The following is an 18578-nucleotide window of genomic DNA, read 5'->3' as shown; positions in this document are numbered from 1 at the left end:
ATCACGCACCGCCATAAGCTCTTGCAAAATACGTCTGAAACCCTTCTGGCCCGGGCCAGCCATCGAAAAGGCGACAATTCTCGGGCACCTGGCCCTCTGCACCATTTTTGAGCCAGTCGATCAAGAGTGGATCAGCTCCCCGGCGCTCGAGTTCAGAAAGACCAGCGGCATGCAGATTCTGGACGCGATCGGGATATTCTGCCGCCGTGTTGTCCAGCGAACCATAAGGCGTGAGCATGCAGTCTTCTGCTTCGGGTTGCCATTCCAGGTACCCGTCCTGGTCGAACACAGTGAAAAATCCGCGCTGTGGTGCCCACCCCCGGGCAGTGCCAGCAAGCGCGAGTTGTCGCATTCCCGCACTCCCTTCCCGTGCGGCGGTGAGGATATCCTGGCTGTCTATCTCTCCCGGAATTGGCGCACCGGTCAAGTTGGCAACAGTAGCGAAAAAATCCTGGGGTTGAAAAATAGCTGAACTGCGTCCCGCGTCGCCATCAGGAGTTTTGATAATAAGCGGAATGTGAATCTCCTGCTCGTACACAGGCGCGTACTTGCCAAAGCGCCCGCGCTCACCTACATTAGTACCGTGATCCCCAGCAATTATGATCGCGGTATTTTTGCTCAATCCCGTGGCGTCGAAAGCCTCGAGAAACCGCCCGAAGCAGTGGTCCATCCACGTAACTTTGGCGGCATAACTCGCTTTGAGGCGCGCTTTGGCTTCATCGGGCAAATTGGGGTTATTGCGTCCTCCGCCTTGAAAAGCGCGGGGATCAAGCCGCCCATCGTAACCGGGGGTCTTGTCGTATTTCAGCATAAAGGCCGGAGGCACGTCCCACGGTTCGTGGGGATCAAAGCAGTCAATCCAGAGAAAGAAATTTTCCCGCCGCGCATTGTCCCGCAAGAATTGGGCTGCGGTATTGAATAACTTCGCGCAATTCCAATCGTCTAAATTTGTGCGTCCCCGATTGGTACGGGCATACGTGTAATTGTGTTTTGTCAGATCCGCGTCTTTGCCCAGAACATCGAATAAGGGATCTCTGCTCCAATTGCTCGGCCACTGCGCTTCATCGTCCATCCAGGCGCGGTCAACCTCTGCCCCGCGAATAAATGTCCAGGTGTGGAAGGGATAATCAAATGCGTGCCCACCGTTGACGAGATGAGGCGTATCGTGAATGAGTTGTGTCGCGTATCCCGCTTCGCCCAGCACCGAGGGAAGAGACCGCGTGTCAAAAGGCAAGGGTTTCCAGGTGTGGAAGGGGCTGCCGTATTTTCCGGTCATAACATCCGTGCGATAGGGAATCGTGGGAAAGCTGGCGGCAAAAGCGCGGTCAAAACACCACGACTGTGCGGCCAAGCGATCGAGATTGGGCGTTTCAATCCAGTCATTTCCATTAGCACCAATATAGTCGTAGCGCATCGTATCAATAATAATGAGAACAATATTCATAGAATCTCCCTTCACAACGGGCGAAAGGTTTTTCGCCCCTCCCATTTATCTGTGTGTATCTGCGAAAAACGCTCAAATGAACTGGCCTGATAGGCGGCCAGTTGTACACCGCTCACTCGCGTTTTTTTCTGCGGATCACACTCCCTCCACCACAGATGGTCGTCTTCCTGCAGATGGCGGCGTTAAGATACGCCGCTGTTGATCTGATGGGTTGGTATAATCATCTGCATTGTAAAACTTATTGGAATATGCCAGATGGCCCGGCGCGTATTTATACAGAAATGCGCGGCGTTCATGGCCTGCTCTCCAAGGCATCGTGCCGTGCATCAGCGCCTCTGTAAAAATCAGCGCATCGCCTGCTTCCACTTCTGGTTGAACCATATAATCGGGAACGCGTTCAAAATTTCGCACTTCGGGTGGCACATTTTGGCCAAAATTGGTCTTATGGCTTCCGGGAATACACGTAAAGCCACCATCTCCTGCCTTTGCATCGGCCAAAAAGAACGTCACCACACTCAACCCATTCAGCATCTCACCTTCTATATACAGGTACTTGCGCTGACTGCCCGTATGCCCGCCGGGCGCACCGTGCAGACGACCACATGCAGCCCCCGGTCTCATAAAGATGCAATAGTCGTGATCGAGCCGAAAAGCTGGACCGAGCAATTCAATTAAATACGGCAAAATACGCGGGTGATCGATCAGAGCCTGTGTCTCTGGCGACCATGCAGACACGCGCCCCACTTGTCGGCGACCAACTCGCCCCTTTGAGTCCTTACCCGGATCGTCGTAATCGCGCACAAATGTCGCATCAGCGACTTCATTGAGCCGTTTGACTGCCTCGGGCGTCAACACATTTTTGATGACCAGATATCCCTCGAGGTCAAACATAAACCTTTCTTCTGGTGTCATTTCGCCCTCCTCTTTTAAATATAATTCGTCGAACCATCAGGCGCTTTAGTACTCCCCCGTTCCCAGTGGACGTATTCACCAGCCCTGATGACTTCTTCATTCACTTCCACACCCAAACCGGGGCGGTCTGGCCTCAGTTCCAAATATCCATCCACGGGCCAATAGGGTTCGTCCAACCAGTTCAGGGCATTGTTTTCATCGGGCAGGTGATATTCCAGAATTTTGAAATTGGGCGTGGCAGCGGCAAATTGGACATTGACCGCTGTAGCCAATGGTCCCATCGGATTGTGCGGTGCCACCGACACATAATGCGCCTGTGCAATCGCAGCGATCTTTCGCATCTCCAACAACCCACCGCATATACAAATGTCTGGCTGAATAATATCCGCGCCATCTTTCGACATCAAATCCAAAAACTCAAACTTCGTGTACAGAGATTCACCCGTTGCCAGCGGCACCTGCATTTGTGAACGCAAGCGCGCCCACGCATCGCTGTTCTCGGGCCTTAACGGTTCTTCATAAAAAAGTGGATCGTAAGGGGCAAGGGCGTTGGCTAGTTGCAATGCGCGAATTGGCTCAAAAATTTTGGCATGTGGATCAAATGCAAATTCCCAATTGTCATCTGAATACTTTCGCAATGCCTCGAAATAATCGGCGGCAGCCGCGCATACCCGACCCCACCGATCCGCACTGGGATCCAGGCGAAACGGACTGGTCTTAAATGCCGTAATGCCGTGATCTTCATTTAGCTGGCGCGCAACTCTTGCTGCTTCCCTGCCGTCTTTTCCACCGACACTCCGATAAACCTGAATGCGATCGCGCACAGCACCGCCCAACAGCATATAAACCGGCAATCCCGCAGCTTTGCCACTGATATCCCACAGCGCGTGGTCCAGACCCGACATAGCGGAAAGGCCTATTGCTCCGGGTGGAAATCTGAACTGCTGAAACAGCTTGAGCATGATATACTCAATCCGCCGCGGATCTTCGCCTTTAACCAGTTGAAAAATATAATCCATCGTTGGACCAATTGCCAGATCGGGACCGGGGCTATAGCACTCTCCCCATCCGTAAATGCCTTCGTCAGTTTCGACCTTCACCAGCGCACGAGACCGCTGCCCCATGCTCGCCATAAACGTCTTGATTGCTGTGATCTTCATATCTATCCTCCCACTTTGCACGCCACGCGATAAACATCCGTTCGCGCTGTAAAAAACAACGTCTTCCGATCTTCGCCGCCCCAGTTCAAATTGGCAGCGGGAAGAGGCAGTCTAATTTTCCCAAGAAGGTCACCCGCGGGATTAAACACCCACACAGCCCCAGGTCCCGTGCAGTAAATATTCCCATTGCGATCCAGCTTCATGCCATCGGGTGCGCCATCTTCATCGCCTTTCAGTTCCGCCAATACTCTGCCATTTGCGAGAGAGCCATCATCCTGCACATCAAATGCGCGAATATGTCCCCGCTGCGTGTCATCGACGTACAGGGTCTTTTCATCGGCTGTTATCGCCAACCCATTGGGGCGTTCAAAATCGTCAATCAAAAGAACGGGCTCTGATTCGCCTACAGGCAGACGATACACGCCCAGAAACGGCAATTCCTGTTCTGCCACCACGCCGTGGCTGCTCGACAGACCATAAGGAGGATCCGTGAAAATGATGTCCCCATTCTGACATACAACCAGATCATTGGGCGAATTGAGTTTTTTGCCCTGATAGGAATCCGCCAGCGTCTTCAACTCGCCATCTGCCTCAACGCTCACCCGCCGGCCAGAGTGCTCGCACGAAAGAAGCCGCCCCTGTCCATCCAGGGTCAATCCATTTGAATGATAACTCGGCTGACGATATGCGACTATCCCCCCTTCTGGCGTCCACTTAAAAATGGTATTTGCCGGAATATCCGAAAAAAACAAACAGACTTGTGCGGGGTCCCAGACCGGACCTTCGGTGAACTGAAACCCATCTGCAACCAATTCGGGTTCTGCCGCGGGATCGACCAGATCAGCCATCTCGTCCCGAATAACTTCAATACCCATTGTGTCAACCTTTCATAAAAAGTTGTAAAAAAACAAAAAATAGTTATGCGGTCACTTCCTGAAATGAAAATTCTCAGAGTCCTGCATTTGCTTTGGCGTGTTCAATTGTCATACTTACCAGATTACCCTCTTCATCGAGATCGACATAGATGTTTTCATTGATTTCTCTGGTCTCAAAAAATTTTTTATCTACAAATTCAACCAGTGCCGTATCCGTATCGGAAAAGTATCGTACTTTCATATCTCAAAGTCTCTATTAAAAAAAGCCTTGTGAACCTTTTCAACGTCTTATATTAAGGGTAACGAAACAATTTAAGAGCATTTATATACATCGGCAACCGTTAAAGGAGGGGTTATGGAGCGCGTAATCAGCCTGCTGGGTCTGGTGGTCATGATGGCCCTGGCCTGGGCTATGAGTGAGCACAAAAAACAGGTGAGTTTTCGCGTAGTATGGGGCGGGCTGTTGTTGCAGTTTGTCCTTGCGGTATTCATTTTGAAAACGTCAATAGGTGCGGCTATATTTCAAAGCATTGGAGATTTTTTCACCGCCACATTGGGCTTTGTCGATGCGGGCACAAGCCTGGTATTTGGAGAAGAATACCTCCACCATTTCTTTGCCTTCAAAGTATTGCCCACCATCATCTTCTTTTCATCATTGATGTCCATCCTCTATTATCTGGGCATTATTCAAAAAGTCGTCGAAGCATTTGCATGGGTCATGCAACGCACATTGGGAACTTCGGGATCGGAAACACTCTCTGCAGCGGCCAATATTTTTGTCGGACAAACAGAAGCCCCGCTGATGGTGCGTCCATACATAAGCAGCATGACAAAATCGGAACTCATGGCATTGATGGTCGGAGGCTTTGCAACCATCGCCGGTGGCGTTCTGGTCGCCTATGTGGGCATGGGCATTGACGCGGGACATCTCGTAGCCGCGTCGGTCATCTCCGCACCCGCAGCACTGTTGATTTCCAAATTGATGATTCCCGAAACCGAGCAATCCGTGACCCTGGGACAAGTTGAATTAAGTGTGGACGAAAAACATGCCAATATCGTGGATGCAGCCACCAACGGAGCATTAGACGGCATGAAGCTAACCCTCAACGTCGTCGCAATGCTCATCGCTTTCCTTGCCCTTGTCGCACTGGTCGATGCCATTCTCGGACTGATTGGTGGGTGGATTGGCGCGCTCCTTGGATATAACTGGCACTGGTCCCTCGCCGCACTCTTCGGTTATGTCTTTGCACCATTTGCCTATCTGCTGGGCATCCCGTGGGCCGATTGCTTTTATGCCGGGGAATTACTGGGCAAGAAGATGGTGCTCAACGAATTTATCGCCTATGCACAAATGATGGAATGGTCCCAGCCCGATTCCGGCGTGGTCTTGAGCGAACGGAGCACCTTGATCCTGACTTATGCACTGTGCGGCTTTGCCAACTTTGGCAGCGTGGGCATTCAAATCGGCGGCATCGGCGGCATTGCCCCAGAACGCCGCACAGAATTAGCCATCCTCGGCATACGCGCCATGATCGGCGGCACACTCGCGATGATGATGACTGCCTGTGTTGCGGGTATTTTGATCTAAAAAAACGCGGTTGGTTGACTTTTATGGTTGGGTATAGTAACTTCGAACATAACCGGCAGTTCCGACGAAGCGACGACGACTTAGAAACCGATGGTCGTCCAGGGGGCGATCATAGAGAGGTTAATAGGTAAAAAATGAAAAATATTGTTTTACTTATCACCGATACCTTTCGGTATGACAATCTCGGCGAGCGGGCGAGACGTCCGATTCGCACGCCAATGCTCGATAAATTTGAGGCAGAACGAGCGACTGCTGTTGACAAATTCTATATGAGTAGTTTCCCGACGGTACCGCACCGCACAGATATTATGACGGGAACAGTCGGGTGGCCCCACTACCCGTGGCAGCCAATCGATCTGAGCGGACGGAACATCACCGCGCAACTTCTGAGTGAGCAGGGATACGCAACGCAGCTCATCTGTGACACCCCGCACCTGTTTAACACACGGTTCCAGCACTGTTTCGATGCCGCTTTCCAGCATCGTGGACAGGAAGGAGACAAACCGCTTCTCCACCTCAACGATGAAATAAAAATCGTTATGCCGAATGAAAAGACGCGACCGCATCCATCATACCGCGGACACACCCTACCGAACACGCACCGCTGGACGAACCGCTACTACCAGTACGAGGCGGAAACGTTCTCCAGTAGGACTTCCGAGACTACAATTCGATGGTTGGAGGAAAACCACCGCTCGGGTCCCTTTTTCCTCTGGGTTGACTTCTTCGATCCACACGAACCGTGGGACCCACCTGAATACCTTGTCAAACGATACGATCCAGATTATACCGATCCACCGATGATACATCCGAACTACGGTCTGTCGTCCCTCTTTACGGATGCGGAATTGCACAACCTCTGGGCACACTACGCAGCAGAGGCAGAACTCATTGACCGACACATCGGACGGGTTCTGCAGAAAGTGGAAGATCTGGAGTTATGGGATGATACCCTCGTCGTTGTGCTTTCCGACCACGGCATGTCCATCGGTGAACACAGTAGAACGGGTAAATCCAACATCGATCCAGACGATTCACGCTACTGGCCCACGTATCCAGAGATTAACCATGAGATGTTCCTGATTGCTGGTGGAGATGTTCCGTGCGGGCAACGCCTCGATCTTATCGCGCAACCGATGGATATTATGCCGACACTCTGTGAATTGGCTGGTGTTACCTTGGATCTACCCAAACCATTTGAGGGACATTCCTTCACACAGGCTCTCCTTAACGGTGATACACAACACAGGGAATACGCCGTAACAGGTTGCCATATCGGCGCACCGGACGGGAGTGTACCACGTCGCGCAACAACGCCGTTCCTCGTCACCGAACGCTGGGGATACGCACCTGTCGGTGAATACGGTAGACCGGAACTGTTCGACCTGCCCGCAGACCCCATAGCGGAGAACAACATCGCTACGGATAACATGGAACTCGTCAAGGAATTGCATGAACTCTTTATGGCGCATCTCACGGAGCATAATGCGCCTGAGAAGTTCCTTGATCTCTGGAAGGAAGAACCCTCTGGCGACGGACGCGGCAAATGGTCGATCGACTATCCCGACGAGTCAGATGAATAGAAATTGGTAAAAGGCGAGACACCGAAGTGTTCCGCCCTTTTTGTATTCATTCTTTATCCATGCACCGACGCTCAAATCTCAAAAAGCTTCGGATGCTCCCCACCTCAGAAAGGGATGATCTGGTTTCAAATTTCCTTTTGCTTTTCATTCCCAAATGAAGTACTGAAAACCTAAGTATTATCAGGTACATCAAGCACGGCATCAAGCTGATCCATCACTTTGTGAAACGCTTCGACGTAACAGGACATCAACTCGAAATCGTTGGGTGGGTTGACATCGAAGATATAACAGTGAGAATCAATGAATTCAACAGTTCGAGGATAATCCTTTGTCTTATATTCAACCGTCGACTGATTACATCGCCACGGACAGCCTATCCCGTAACCAATCCGATTCTGGAAAATCTTTTGAGACGGCACGGGGAGCCGTTGCCACTGTCCGGTCGGCACCCCCTCAGCGCGTAGTGCCGCTTGCACCTTCTCACGCAAGGTTCGTGCGGGAATATCCAACCCCAACGCCTCTGGATCGAAACCGATAACATAGTTGTAATACACCGGTTCACACGCTTCTGGCGTAACAGGCGTTTCGATGCCGTCAATTTCATCCAGATGTTCGGTAAGATAGTGGCAATTCCTGATCCGCAGCGCGTTGTTCACATCAAGCCGTTTGAGCTGGCTACGGATGAACGCTTGACTGAACATATCCCCACGATACATCCACCCAAGCCCGTAAGCATTGTACTCCTGTTCCTCGCGTTCCCTACCCGGCACGACGATTTCCCCGAAATACTGCAATAACGCTGCGCGTTTGTAGATTTGCTCATCATCCGTTGTGAACAAACCGCCTTGACACCCACTACTCAGCGTCTTTGAGGCTTGCGTGCTGTAACCCGCCGCATCGCCAAATGACCCACAAAGCTTGCCGTTATAATATGCCCCGTGTGCCTGAGCGACATCCTCAATAACTTTCAGGTCATGCTTCTTCGCAATCGCTAAAATCGGATCCATGTCGGCGGGCATACCGTGGATATGAACCGGCATAATCGCACGTGTTCGCTCCGTGATTTTCGCTTCGATGTCGTTTGGGTCAATACAGTAGGTTATTGGGTCAATGTCAACAAAGACGGGAATAGCGTTGTGATGGAGAACAGCTGCTGCCGTTGCCCAGAAAGTGAAGGCAGGGATAATGACCTCGTCACCCGGCTCAATGCCAACACCTGCGACACACAGATGCAACGCAGCGGTTCCGCTGTTGACCGGGATGCAATACTGGACACCCATATATTCCGCCCATTCCTTCGCGAGACCTTCGGATTGGATCCGTTGCTGTTCCGTAATTTTTTCGGAGGCGATAACCTCGGCAATCGCGTCTTTGTCGGATGGGGTAACCTGTGGCCACGGCTGAATTAATCCATCAGGGACAGTCCCTTTACCACCATATATAGCGAGTTTTGCTGCCATGAGCGACCTCCTTATGCGCCTTTAGACCGCATAGAAATGGGGACGAGAACAAAAGACACCGAATTAATTTACGGGCATTTACAGACATCAGCAACCGTTAAAGAAGGGTCTATGGAGCGCGTAATCAGCTTGCTTGCAATGATGATGACCGCTTGTGTTGCGGGTATTTTGATCTGACATCTAAAACCACCATCCCGCAGACAATGTGCACACCCCTCAATGAGCTGTTGGTTGACTTTTGTTGTTGGGTATAGTAATTTCGAACATAAGCGGTTCATGCCCCTTGCAATCAATTCCAAAGGAGAAAATGATGGATACACTCGATGTGCGAGGCTTGCCCGATGAATATACCATCTGGTTACAGAAGATGGTTGATAGTTTACGGGAACAGACCCAGCACAGAAAGGCGTGCAAAGACAAAGAAATCGTGTTTGCGACGCATAAGTCCTACCTGATTGGCGGGTATGATCGAGCAGCGGCTTATGAGCCATAATCCCGAGGACCTGGCGTTACTGGACACCATATCCTGATTTATGGAGATTTTTGCAATGAATTGTTTTGAGTTGGACCAAGCACAGCAACTGTTCCCTGAACTCGTTGAACGAGCTAGGCGTGGCGAGAATATCATTATTACAGAGCGCAATCAGCCCGTAGTCAAATTTGTGGCTGTTGAGCAGATTACAACTACCCCAGCAGTTCCGACGAAACGACGACGACCTGGAAGTGCCAAAGGGCTTGTTCATATAAGCGATGATTTCGACGAACCGCTCGAAGATTTCCGAGAATATATGTGATGCGCCTTTTACTCGATACGCACAGTTTTTTATGGTATATAGAAGACGATGACAGGCTCAGCCAGAGAGCAGAGCAAATGATCTCTAATATAGATAATGAGGTGCTGCTGAGCATAGGAAGTCTGTGGGAGATAGCTATTAAGTATGGTATCGGTAAGTTGAGCCTGTCGCGTGCCTTCAGCGAGTTCATCCCAGAGCAACTTCTGATAAACCAAATAGATGTACTACCTATCTCATTACCTCATCTTGCGAGATATACCGAACTTCCATTTCATCACCGCGACCCGTTTGACCGCTTGATCATTGCACAGGCTATGGTAGAGAACATACCAGTGGTTAGCAGAGACAGACCCTTTCAGGAGTATTCAATTGATGTGATATGGTAATCGCCACAGGTAAGAAGTCTTCACCAGCATGGGAATGATGAGTGCCTGTGTTGCTGGTATTTTGATCTGAGAAATGCAAAAAGGAGATACCGTCTGGTATCTCCTTTTTAAATTGTCATCTACATAGTGTTCTCAAAAAAACAGGGACGCACCTGGCGTCCCTGGGGTAGAAACAATCGAACACGCGTTAATTCCCTATACGGGCGACGGTTCGATGGGTCATGTTAATAAACAAATTGTCCTATATAAGCAGCAATGTCAACCTATTTTTGGAATATATACAATTATAAATCACCCATGAGACCCCTTGACGCCAATTGGCCAATTAGGGGAGTCTATGCGTACATCTTTCATAAAGTTCTCAATTTCTGCGATCACATCCGGATGATCCGCTGCGACATTGTTTTCCTCGCCAATATCCCTGTCCAGATCGTACAACTCAAGCGGTTCGTCGAGCAACCGGGGCGACGGATTGCGCACGGCCTTCCAATTTTTCCAGCGCACAGCCTGTTTGAAGCCCCCGCCAAAGCGCTCCCAGTACAAAAAGCGTTCCCCAATATCCCGTGATTCATCCAAAAGCGTCGGCAATATGCTCACGCCATCCATATTATCTGGCGCGTCTGTGCCGATCACGTCTGCAACCGTAGGCATAAAATCGGCATAATACCACACCTGATCGCTCACAGTACCTGCCGGAATGCGCGCCGGCCAATGCACAATCATAGGCGTGCGCAAACCACCTTCGTACATCGTCCCTTTTTGCCCGCGCAAAGCACCACAACTGCCAAACGGTTCCCACCGGCGCGCAGCCCCGTGGTCAGAACCAAAAAACAAAAGCGTATTGTCCTTTATATCCAGTTCGCGCAACAAATCCGCAATCTGTCCAACCTGCGTATCAATTTTTGTAATCATCGCCGCATAAACTTTCTCATCATCTGTCCAGGGTTTACCGTCCCAGGCACTCGCATCGGGAATTTCATATCTCCCGTGCGGCAATGTCCACGGCAAGTACAAAAAAAACGGACCATCGCTATTGTCGCGAATAAAGCCACAGGCAAAGTCAAAAATCATATCGTGAGAATAGTCGTTCTCCTGGCTGTCCAGATTGCCTTTGAGAATAACCTTCTCTTCGTTGTGCCACAAATAAGGCGGATAATACGAATGCGCGTTGCGCTGGTTGAGATAGCCAAACCATTCATCAAATCCCTTGCGGGTGGGAATACCCGTCGTATCGGGTTCACCCAACCCCCATTTGCCGGTTATCCCAGTGGTATATCCCGCCTCCTTGAGCATCTCGGCAACCGTAAAATCCTCCGGCTCGAGCGGTACCCGTTTCTGCTCTCCCACACCGCCCACAATGCCCATATTGTCGCGCACCCTCGTGTGTCCACTGTGCAAACCCGTCATCAAAACCGCCCGAGATGGCGCGCAAATAGGAGACCCGGTATAACACTGCGTGAACCGCATGGATTCCGACGCAAGCTGATCCAATCGGGGTGTGGGAATAACCTTTTGCCCATAACAACCCAGATCGCCATAGCCAATATCATCACAGAGGATAAAAATAATGTTGGGCAATGACATCATATATTTTCCGATATCTCACTCTTTTACCAATGCCAATTTTTGCGCGTAAACAGCCCGATCCTTTAACAGACGAACAGCCTCCTGAAACTGCTTGTCCCCCTTCAGCGCCGCTAAAATTTTGCCATTAGTGCCCCACACGCGATTGGCCAATGCCCGTTCAATCTCCAGCCGGATATACGGCTTGGCCCTGTCATAATCTGCTTCGCGCTCGCGCTCTGCAACCTGTGACAATTGATTGAGCGCTACGGTAGCATCGTCTGTCAATACATCCTTTTCTTTCAGTGATTTTTCGACTTCTTGCACTTGAATCTCTGTATCCGTTTGATATGAAAAACCACCGGCGTTGACCGAATCTGCCATGAAAGTCCAGAATTGATCGACAATATCTTCGGGCAATGTGTAGTTTTCAAATCGACTGGGGAATGATTGTTTCGTTGCAAAATCAACCGCAAAATCAAAAATCAGGCCTTTGCGCAATAACGCCAGCACCAGCCGCGGCCTGCGCTCTTGTTGCACCACCACATCGGGCTTAATCCCACCACCACCATAAACTTTGCGCTTGTTCACGCGCGTTGTAAATACCTTTTCAGGATCGATATCTTCGGGTCCGTTATGCGCGCTGGAAGCCAGACCCAACAACCCTTCTAATCGCATTCCAAGGACCTCTTCTGCCAGGTGATTTTCCAGACCAAATCTTTCCTCGAGTTCTGTAATAACATCTTCTCGCCGTTCAGCCTGACCTATAATGCCAAAGAGTTCATAAGCCGAGACCTTGGTTGAATTTCCCACTGTAATCTCAATGGGACCGCCGCGATATCGGCGTTTTTCAGCATTGTGAATGCTGCGCCCGCTCGGCGTATAATAGGCTGCTGTCGTCAACTTCAAAGCTTTATCGCCATCACGACCCAATGGACGCACGGTTTGTACAGAGCCTTTCCCAAATGTTTGCGTGCCCACAATCAAACCCCGATCCCAATCCTGAATTGCCCCGGCGACAATTTCTGATGCACTGGCACTGCGCTCATCAACCAGGATCACAAGTGGAATATCGGCGGGCAATATGGGGTCGTGCCGCGTTTTGTGACTGCGACTCTGCTCGCGAAGGCGACCTCTGGTTGACACCACCAGATGATTGGATGGCAAAAACTTATCGACCACATCAACCGCTGCGTTGAGCAGTCCGCCAGGATTGCCGCGCAGGTCCAGGACAATCCCCGTAGCACCATTGTTGAGCGACTTTATCACTGCCTGTTGCAACTCCCCTCCCGTGCGTTCAGTAAATCGAGAAGAGCTGAGCCAGGACATGGAAATATAACCGATATCGGGATCTACTTCGCCCGGAATTTGTACACTTGAAATGTCAATGCGCGCCCGAATAATTGGCTGATCAAATGGTACCTCCATCCCTGGTCGTTCAATTTTAATGGTCACACCAGCACCTGGATCACCCCGTAAAATATTGACAATCTCGCGCAGTTCCTTGTCAAAAGTCGGATCTCCTTCAATGGCGATAATGCGATCTCCTACAACGAGCTTCGAGGTGTCCGCAGGCGTGCCTTCAATAACATTCATCACAACTGGCGGGCCATCATCCTTTCCCCGTTTGCTGATCATAATGCCCAGCCCACCAAATTTGCCCTGCGTTTCGATCTGGAGTTGCTTGAGGTCTCTACTATCAAAAAAGGTGGTATAGGGATCCAGATCCCACAACATGCCGGAAATGGCAGTCTTGCTCAAATCCTCTGCCTTCAACTCATCGACATACTCGTTGAACAGCAGGGTATAGGCCTGTTGAATCTCATCAAACCCGCGCCCCAATTTTGCATACGCATCTTCGCCGGTCACCAACCGGGAATCGAGCACGAGATAAACACTCAAAACACCAATTAAAGTTGTAAAAACGGCAAGTCTTCTTCGGACAAACATAGGGCGCCTCCAGGCGATGTACAACTGCATCAGCAGTTCATTTTTGACAAACGGCAAGTTCACTTGAAATCATATCGCGATTATTTAGTCGCCGACATGCGATCGACAACCACCTTTTTAACATCTTCAAATACATCGCTTATGGGCTGAGAGCCATCAACCCTGAAAATGCGATCGGGTTCAGATTTATATCCCGCGGCAAAACCCTGTCGAACCCTTTGAAAAAATGCTTCATCTTCCTTCTCAATGCGATCTGCTCCGGATCCCCAACCGCGTTTTCGCGCAGTCTGTAAATCGACATCTAACCAGATCGTTATGGCTGGCATCAAACCACCCGTGGCCACATTTTGAATCATTCTCAGGTCATTGAGATTCAACCCGCGACCATAGCCCTGATAAGCCAGTGTGGAATCGATATACCGATCTGAAATCACCACTTTGTTTGCATCCAGCGAAGGCCGAATCACTTCGTTGACATGCTGTGCGCGATCTGCTGCAAATAAAAACATCTCGGCAGTTGCATCGATCTCGCCCTGTGGTTTCCAGTCGAGTACCAGGTGCCGAATTTCTCCTCCAAGTTCTGTACTGCCTGGCTCATAAGTAAATACAACAGCGTGACCGCTACTTCTCAGGTGATCAACCAGCAATCTGGCCAGGGTACTCGTCCCGCTTTTATCAATGCCTTCTAATGATATGAAAAGACCGGACATTTGTTCCCAATTTTTCTATAAAGAAAAAAAGAACCCGGCGATATGCCCCCGGGTTTTGTCATCCAGTATTGGACAATCGGGCCTATGATTTTGTCAGCTTTCGAAAGTGAATTACCCGCTCCAGCGCAGTAAAATTTCCCAACAGAGCAATTGCCCAGACCACAACGATCAGACCAATATCCCCAATCAGAGGAACGATCACCCCGCCAGCGCCAATGGCAATAACGCGCTCGGGCCGCTGCATAAATCCAACTTTGCACTCTGCTCCAAGCCCCTCAATGCGCGCGCGTACATAACTCACCATCAAAGATCCTGCCAGTGCAAAAAAGACCGCCGCGCTTGTCCAGAGATCATCAGCCCGTATAAAACTGATCGCAATGCCAAACCAGATGAAAATTTCGGAATATCGATCAACAGTGGAATCGAGAAGCGCACCAAATTTGGACTCTGTTTTGCCCTTGCGCGCCACCTGCCCGTCGAGGAAATCAAAAACACCCGCGACAAGCACCGTCAGCCCGGCCCACATATACAATCCAAAGCCAAAGAGCACCGCGGCACCTATATTGAAAACAAACCCGATCATGGTCAACAAATCGGGCGTAAAGCGCTTTTCTACGAGAAATTCTGTAGATGGTCCCAAAATCTCGGCGACATCATCTTTAACTTTTTCAATCACTGTAAACCCACAGAGAGTGAAGTTTTTGGTTGAATTTTCTAATGTTTAGAACAAATCCAAATATAGGCCAATTCTGCAGGTGTTGCAAGCGAAATATCCCTCCAAAATAGGTGAAAAAACAACCTGAACAGCCTGCATTTCAGTGGTGGGAAATCCGAAAAATAGTGTGGAAAAATATGTGGATAACTTTCAAAAGTTCGCATAATTTTAGTACTTTTATCCAATAAAATCAACCATTTAAATTGTTGATAATGTTATCCACTTTTCCACATTCAATGCGACACCTCCCATGAGTGTCCATATCTTCCCATCTGTCTATCGAAACACATCTATGCGCTTGATCACCACAGATTTTACAGGCCGATCCCCCGGTGCGGTTTCGGCCATTGCGATACTGTCAACCACATCCATTCCCTTTGTCACTTCTCCAAAAGCAGTATATTGATTGTCCAAATTGGGCGCAGTCCCATGCATAATAAAAAATTGTGACCCGGCACCTGCCGACACATCTGAAATGCGAGCCATGGAAAGAATTCCCGGTACATGTTTTGTGTCATTAAATTCATGAGGGATATGCACGAGGGGTCCCCCCATTCCATCATCGGACGGGTCATCGTCCTTTGAATTTGGGTCGCCGCCCTGAATCATGAAATTTTTAATTACGCGATGAAATTTGGTATTGTCGTAAAATCCGCTTTCTGCTCTGGTGATAAAGGCCAGACAATGAACAGGTGCTTTTTCGGGGTGAAACTTCAATTCGATATCGCCCATATTCGTCGCGATACGCGCCTTCACACCCCGAATCTGATTTACCAGAAATAGCATTCGGCTGCCGATCTCGCCAGTTCGCTTAATCTGGTTTTGCGCTTTGTTCAACGAGCTTTTCAACGACCGATTCTCATTGTTCAACTTCTCATTGGCTTGTTTTAAATCTTCCATTCCGCTACCTCCACAACTCGCTATCGAAAGACATATTCCCAAAAAAACAAATCGTTTCATAGACACACATATCTCCTTAAAAAAATAATACCCCCAAATCTCCCTTGACAGTGGTTCTTCTCCACGCTTTATTGTTCGCGCTATGGTGATACAGGCGCAACACAACGTCGGTCACCCATTGCGCCTATCGCGGGGCTGAAACGCCGCCGCGCAAAACAACACAAACCTCCACATTCCCAAGGACAACATCATTATGAGACTCGTTACATTTACGCACCAAGGACAACGTCGGCTCGGTGCCCGATCAGGCGATTCAATTATTGACCTCAGCGCTGCCGACCCGTCATTACCCTCCACCATGAAAGAATTTCTCGAAGCGGGCGATAATGCCAATTCCAGAGCCCAGGCAATAATTGATAGTGGGACGCATGCTATTTCTGCAACCGATGTCACCATTCATGCGCCCATCGACAACCCAGAAAAAATCATTTGCATAGGTCTCAACTACGCCGATCATGCCGCCGAGAGCAGTATGCCCATTCCCGACGAACCCATTGTCTTTTCCAAATACGCATCATCCATCATCGGTCCCGATGAGAATATCGTAGCCCCCAGCGCGAGTACCCAGGTTGACTACGAAGTCGAGCTCGTCGTCGTTATTGGCAAACGCGGTCGCAACATTTCTGAAGAAGATGCCCTCGACCACGTTGCGGGCTACATGGTTGGACACGACGTGAGTGCTCGTGATTACCAGCTCGAAAAACCAGGTGCACAATGGATGATGGGCAAAACCTTTGACACATTTGCTCCAATAGGACCTGACCTGGTCACAACCGACGATGTGCCCGATCCTCATAACCTGGGCATTCGGTGTATTCTCAATGGCGAAACAGTACAGGATTCCAATACCTCTCAACTGATTTTCGGCGTACCCAAACTCATTGCTTATCTCGCACATGTATTCACGCTTACCCCCGGAGATTTGATTTTTACCGGTACACCACACGGTGTGGGTATGGGGCGTGAGCCACAACTCTGGCTCAAACACGGCGATCATGTGATATGTGAAATTGATGGGTTAGGACGGCTCGAAAATCCAGTCATTTCAGATTGAGATCTCCCAAAGTCAATGGGAGGACTCTTGGAGGGACTTGACGTTTGGGAGGAATATTAAACGGAAGGCAAACGGCTCCGCAATTCTGCCAATTCGCGTTCGAGATGATCCAATCTGAGTGAAACTTCACGCTCGTGCAAGAACCGATCAGCGGTACCCATACTATCGTGTATGATCGAAAGCCTGCGCTTGAGCTGTTCGCAGATGTGGCCGACTTCAGATATATCGGCCTCGACCTGAGTCTGGCGTGTGCTTATTTTGCGAATCTCATCCTGTACATTCTGGATGTCAGATCGAATATCGACAAACTGCTTGGCGACCATTTGAGCGAAATTTTCTTGCGAAGACTCAACGGCATCGCGAACGGCTTCTCGAATAAGGTCGAGTTCGCCACCATCAAGGGCCATGGGCGAATTCCTGAAAAAGGCAGACGACGTCCGAAAAATAGCGATACTTAGACGAAAAAAAAGGAGGAGAAGGTGGGGAAATGGGGAGGATAAGCCTGACGATCTGGGGAGAAAGGGGAATCAGAGCAAGATCGGTTACCCTCCCCACCCAATAAAGAGAGTCTTGAGTCCAGGGGAATTAGGGATTAAACTGAATCTCGTTTCTCTTTATTTTTCAGGACGTTAAGTCCTTCATACACACAAACAAGTGTGTATGAAGGACTTTCTGTATGGGGAGATCCAGAAAGCAATTACCCAAATATACACTCTCAAGTTTGTGTTGTCAAGAGGAAATATCTTCATTTAACCTGTCTGTTTCTCAAGGATTTAGCTTGCCACGCGGCTCTTTTCGATTCATATTATGGCATCAAATTTTTAAACGCGACTGACCATTGGGAGAGGTGTATGAGGTTTGGTGAAATAATTAAACGCGCTCGTAATGGGCGATTTAGCCAGCAGGCGTTAGGTGAAAGTATTGGGGTGTGGGGCACGTATATTTATCAAATAGAAAAAGGGGAACGCATACCATCCGACGACGTGTGTGCGTATCTTGCAAAAGCACTCGATCTCGATCCTCAGAGGCTTCTTTTTTTAGTATATAAAGAACGCGCACAGAAAACACCTGAAGGCCGCAGACTTTTTTCTCAGATGGAAAAACTGATGATCGATCTGGTCATAAGCCAGGTAATTGTCAACCCCAAAATGCTCGATGCAGGCATTGTCAAAGCACTCCAGAGCCCCGATATTCGCAAAGTACTCAAGGACAAGCAGTGGTGCGAAGCCCTGAAGGAGAGTGCTTCAACCACAGACCGGGATATTCCCGAACTCATTAAGATCATCACCCAAATCCCCGTCCAACAATGGCAGGTATTGCTCAGTACAGCAAAAGCTTTTGCTGATATAAAATGAAAAAGAGGGGTTGGGGACTGGAGCGGTGCGCTCACCCCGTGTAACACCGCTACGAAGTAGCCTCTCTCG

At 49.6% G+C, this 18578-nt stretch carries 19 protein-coding genes; 7 read left to right on the top strand and 12 right to left on the bottom strand.

The features are described 5' to 3' along the window. Window position 1: 1 nt before the first annotated feature. The 5 genes from OXG87_00480 to OXG87_00460 form a co-directional block, all read right to left on the bottom strand. A complete protein-coding gene (locus OXG87_00480) occupies window positions 2-1444 on the bottom strand; it encodes a sulfatase (GenBank protein MCY3867994.1) in 1443 nt (480 codons plus the stop codon). A 135-nt stretch (window positions 1445-1579) separates the two neighbouring features. Continuing rightward, a complete protein-coding gene (locus tag OXG87_00475; protein ID MCY3867993.1) occupies window positions 1580-2356 on the bottom strand; it encodes a phytanoyl-CoA dioxygenase family protein in 777 nt (258 codons plus the stop codon). A 14-nt stretch (window positions 2357-2370) separates the two neighbouring features. Beyond that, on the bottom strand, window positions 2371-3516 hold the full coding sequence (locus tag OXG87_00470) for a mandelate racemase/muconate lactonizing enzyme family protein (GenBank protein ID MCY3867992.1): 1146 nt from the start codon (window positions 3514-3516) through the stop codon (window positions 2371-2373). A gap of 2 nt (window positions 3517-3518) precedes the next feature. Further along, window positions 3519-4391 carry an SMP-30/gluconolactonase/LRE family protein gene (locus tag OXG87_00465; protein ID MCY3867991.1) on the bottom strand — a complete coding sequence of 291 codons (873 nt, stop codon included), beginning with the start codon at window positions 4389-4391 and terminating at the stop codon, window positions 3519-3521. A 73-nt stretch (window positions 4392-4464) separates the two neighbouring features. Continuing rightward, window positions 4465-4632, bottom strand: coding sequence for a DUF2283 domain-containing protein (locus OXG87_00460; protein MCY3867990.1), 168 nt, complete (start codon window positions 4630-4632; stop codon window positions 4465-4467). Between the two features lie 114 nt (window positions 4633-4746). On the opposite strand from OXG87_00460, the gene OXG87_00455 reads away from it, so the two are divergent. Next, window positions 4747-5979 (top strand): NupC/NupG family nucleoside CNT transporter, encoded by a 1233-nt coding sequence (locus OXG87_00455; protein ID MCY3867989.1) that lies wholly within the window; start codon window positions 4747-4749, stop codon window positions 5977-5979. Window positions 5980-6113: 134 nt separating this feature from the next. Beyond that, window positions 6114-7562, top strand: coding sequence for a sulfatase (locus tag OXG87_00450; GenBank protein MCY3867988.1), 1449 nt, complete (start codon window positions 6114-6116; stop codon window positions 7560-7562). A 170-nt stretch (window positions 7563-7732) separates the two neighbouring features. Here OXG87_00450 and OXG87_00445 read toward each other — a convergent pair whose 3' ends face one another. Beyond that, window positions 7733-9022 (bottom strand): DegT/DnrJ/EryC1/StrS family aminotransferase, encoded by a 1290-nt coding sequence (locus tag OXG87_00445; GenBank protein MCY3867987.1) that lies wholly within the window; start codon window positions 9020-9022, stop codon window positions 7733-7735. 310 nt (window positions 9023-9332) lie between these two features. Here OXG87_00445 and OXG87_00440 point away from each other — a divergent pair, with 310 nt between their 5' ends. Genes OXG87_00440 through OXG87_00430 form a run of 3 tightly spaced genes read left to right on the top strand, consistent with a single transcriptional unit; the run spans window position 9333 to window position 10202 of the window. Beyond that, a complete protein-coding gene (locus OXG87_00440) occupies window positions 9333-9515 on the top strand; it encodes a hypothetical protein (GenBank protein MCY3867986.1) in 183 nt (60 codons plus the stop codon). A gap of 55 nt (window positions 9516-9570) precedes the next feature. Continuing rightward, a complete protein-coding gene (locus OXG87_00435) occupies window positions 9571-9816 on the top strand; it encodes a type II toxin-antitoxin system prevent-host-death family antitoxin (protein ID MCY3867985.1) in 246 nt (81 codons plus the stop codon). Beyond that, the gene (locus OXG87_00430) at window positions 9816-10202 is read left to right on the top strand and encodes a type II toxin-antitoxin system VapC family toxin (GenBank protein MCY3867984.1); all 387 of its coding nucleotides are present in this window, start codon (window positions 9816-9818) and stop codon (window positions 10200-10202) included. The genes OXG87_00435 and OXG87_00430 overlap by 1 nt, the downstream gene beginning before the upstream one ends. A gap of 291 nt (window positions 10203-10493) precedes the next feature. On the opposite strand, the gene OXG87_00425 is transcribed toward OXG87_00430, so the two are convergent. The 5 genes from OXG87_00425 to OXG87_00405 all read right to left on the bottom strand — a co-directional run bounded on the left by OXG87_00425 (window position 10494) and on the right by OXG87_00405 (window position 16100). Continuing rightward, window positions 10494-11789, bottom strand: coding sequence for an arylsulfatase (locus tag OXG87_00425; protein ID MCY3867983.1), 1296 nt, complete (start codon window positions 11787-11789; stop codon window positions 10494-10496). A gap of 15 nt (window positions 11790-11804) precedes the next feature. Continuing rightward, the gene (locus tag OXG87_00420) at window positions 11805-13715 is read right to left on the bottom strand and encodes a S41 family peptidase (protein ID MCY3867982.1); all 1911 of its coding nucleotides are present in this window, start codon (window positions 13713-13715) and stop codon (window positions 11805-11807) included. 80 nt (window positions 13716-13795) lie between these two features. Beyond that, window positions 13796-14425, bottom strand: a complete 630-nt coding sequence (gene tmk, locus OXG87_00415; GenBank protein MCY3867981.1) for a dTMP kinase — start codon at window positions 14423-14425, stop codon at window positions 13796-13798. Between the two features lie 82 nt (window positions 14426-14507). Further along, window positions 14508-15101, bottom strand: coding sequence for a CDP-alcohol phosphatidyltransferase family protein (locus OXG87_00410; GenBank protein ID MCY3867980.1), 594 nt, complete (start codon window positions 15099-15101; stop codon window positions 14508-14510). Between the two features lie 315 nt (window positions 15102-15416). Then, the gene (locus OXG87_00405; GenBank protein MCY3867979.1) at window positions 15417-16100 is read right to left on the bottom strand and encodes a peptidylprolyl isomerase; all 684 of its coding nucleotides are present in this window, start codon (window positions 16098-16100) and stop codon (window positions 15417-15419) included. A gap of 193 nt (window positions 16101-16293) precedes the next feature. Between OXG87_00405 and OXG87_00400 the strand changes: the two genes are divergently transcribed. Next, window positions 16294-17154: a fumarylacetoacetate hydrolase family protein gene (locus OXG87_00400; protein MCY3867978.1), complete on the top strand. Its 861-nt coding sequence runs from the start codon at window positions 16294-16296 to the stop codon at window positions 17152-17154. 56 nt (window positions 17155-17210) lie between these two features. Here the strand turns inward: OXG87_00400 and OXG87_00395 are convergent, their stop codons facing one another. After that, complete coding sequence (locus OXG87_00395) at window positions 17211-17561, bottom strand: hypothetical protein (protein MCY3867977.1); 351 nt, start codon at window positions 17559-17561, stop codon at window positions 17211-17213. Between the two features lie 444 nt (window positions 17562-18005). On the opposite strand from OXG87_00395, the gene OXG87_00390 reads away from it, so the two are divergent. After that, a complete protein-coding gene (locus OXG87_00390; GenBank protein ID MCY3867976.1) occupies window positions 18006-18509 on the top strand; it encodes a helix-turn-helix transcriptional regulator in 504 nt (167 codons plus the stop codon). The last annotated feature ends 69 nt before the right edge of the window (window positions 18510-18578 follow it).

Source organism: Gemmatimonadota bacterium (assembly GCA_026706845.1).
In the GTDB taxonomy this organism is placed as follows: Bacteria; Latescibacterota; UBA2968; order UBA2968; family UBA2968; genus VXRD01.
Note: the sequence above shows the minus strand (reverse complement) of the source record. Positions and strands in the feature narration are given on the sequence as shown.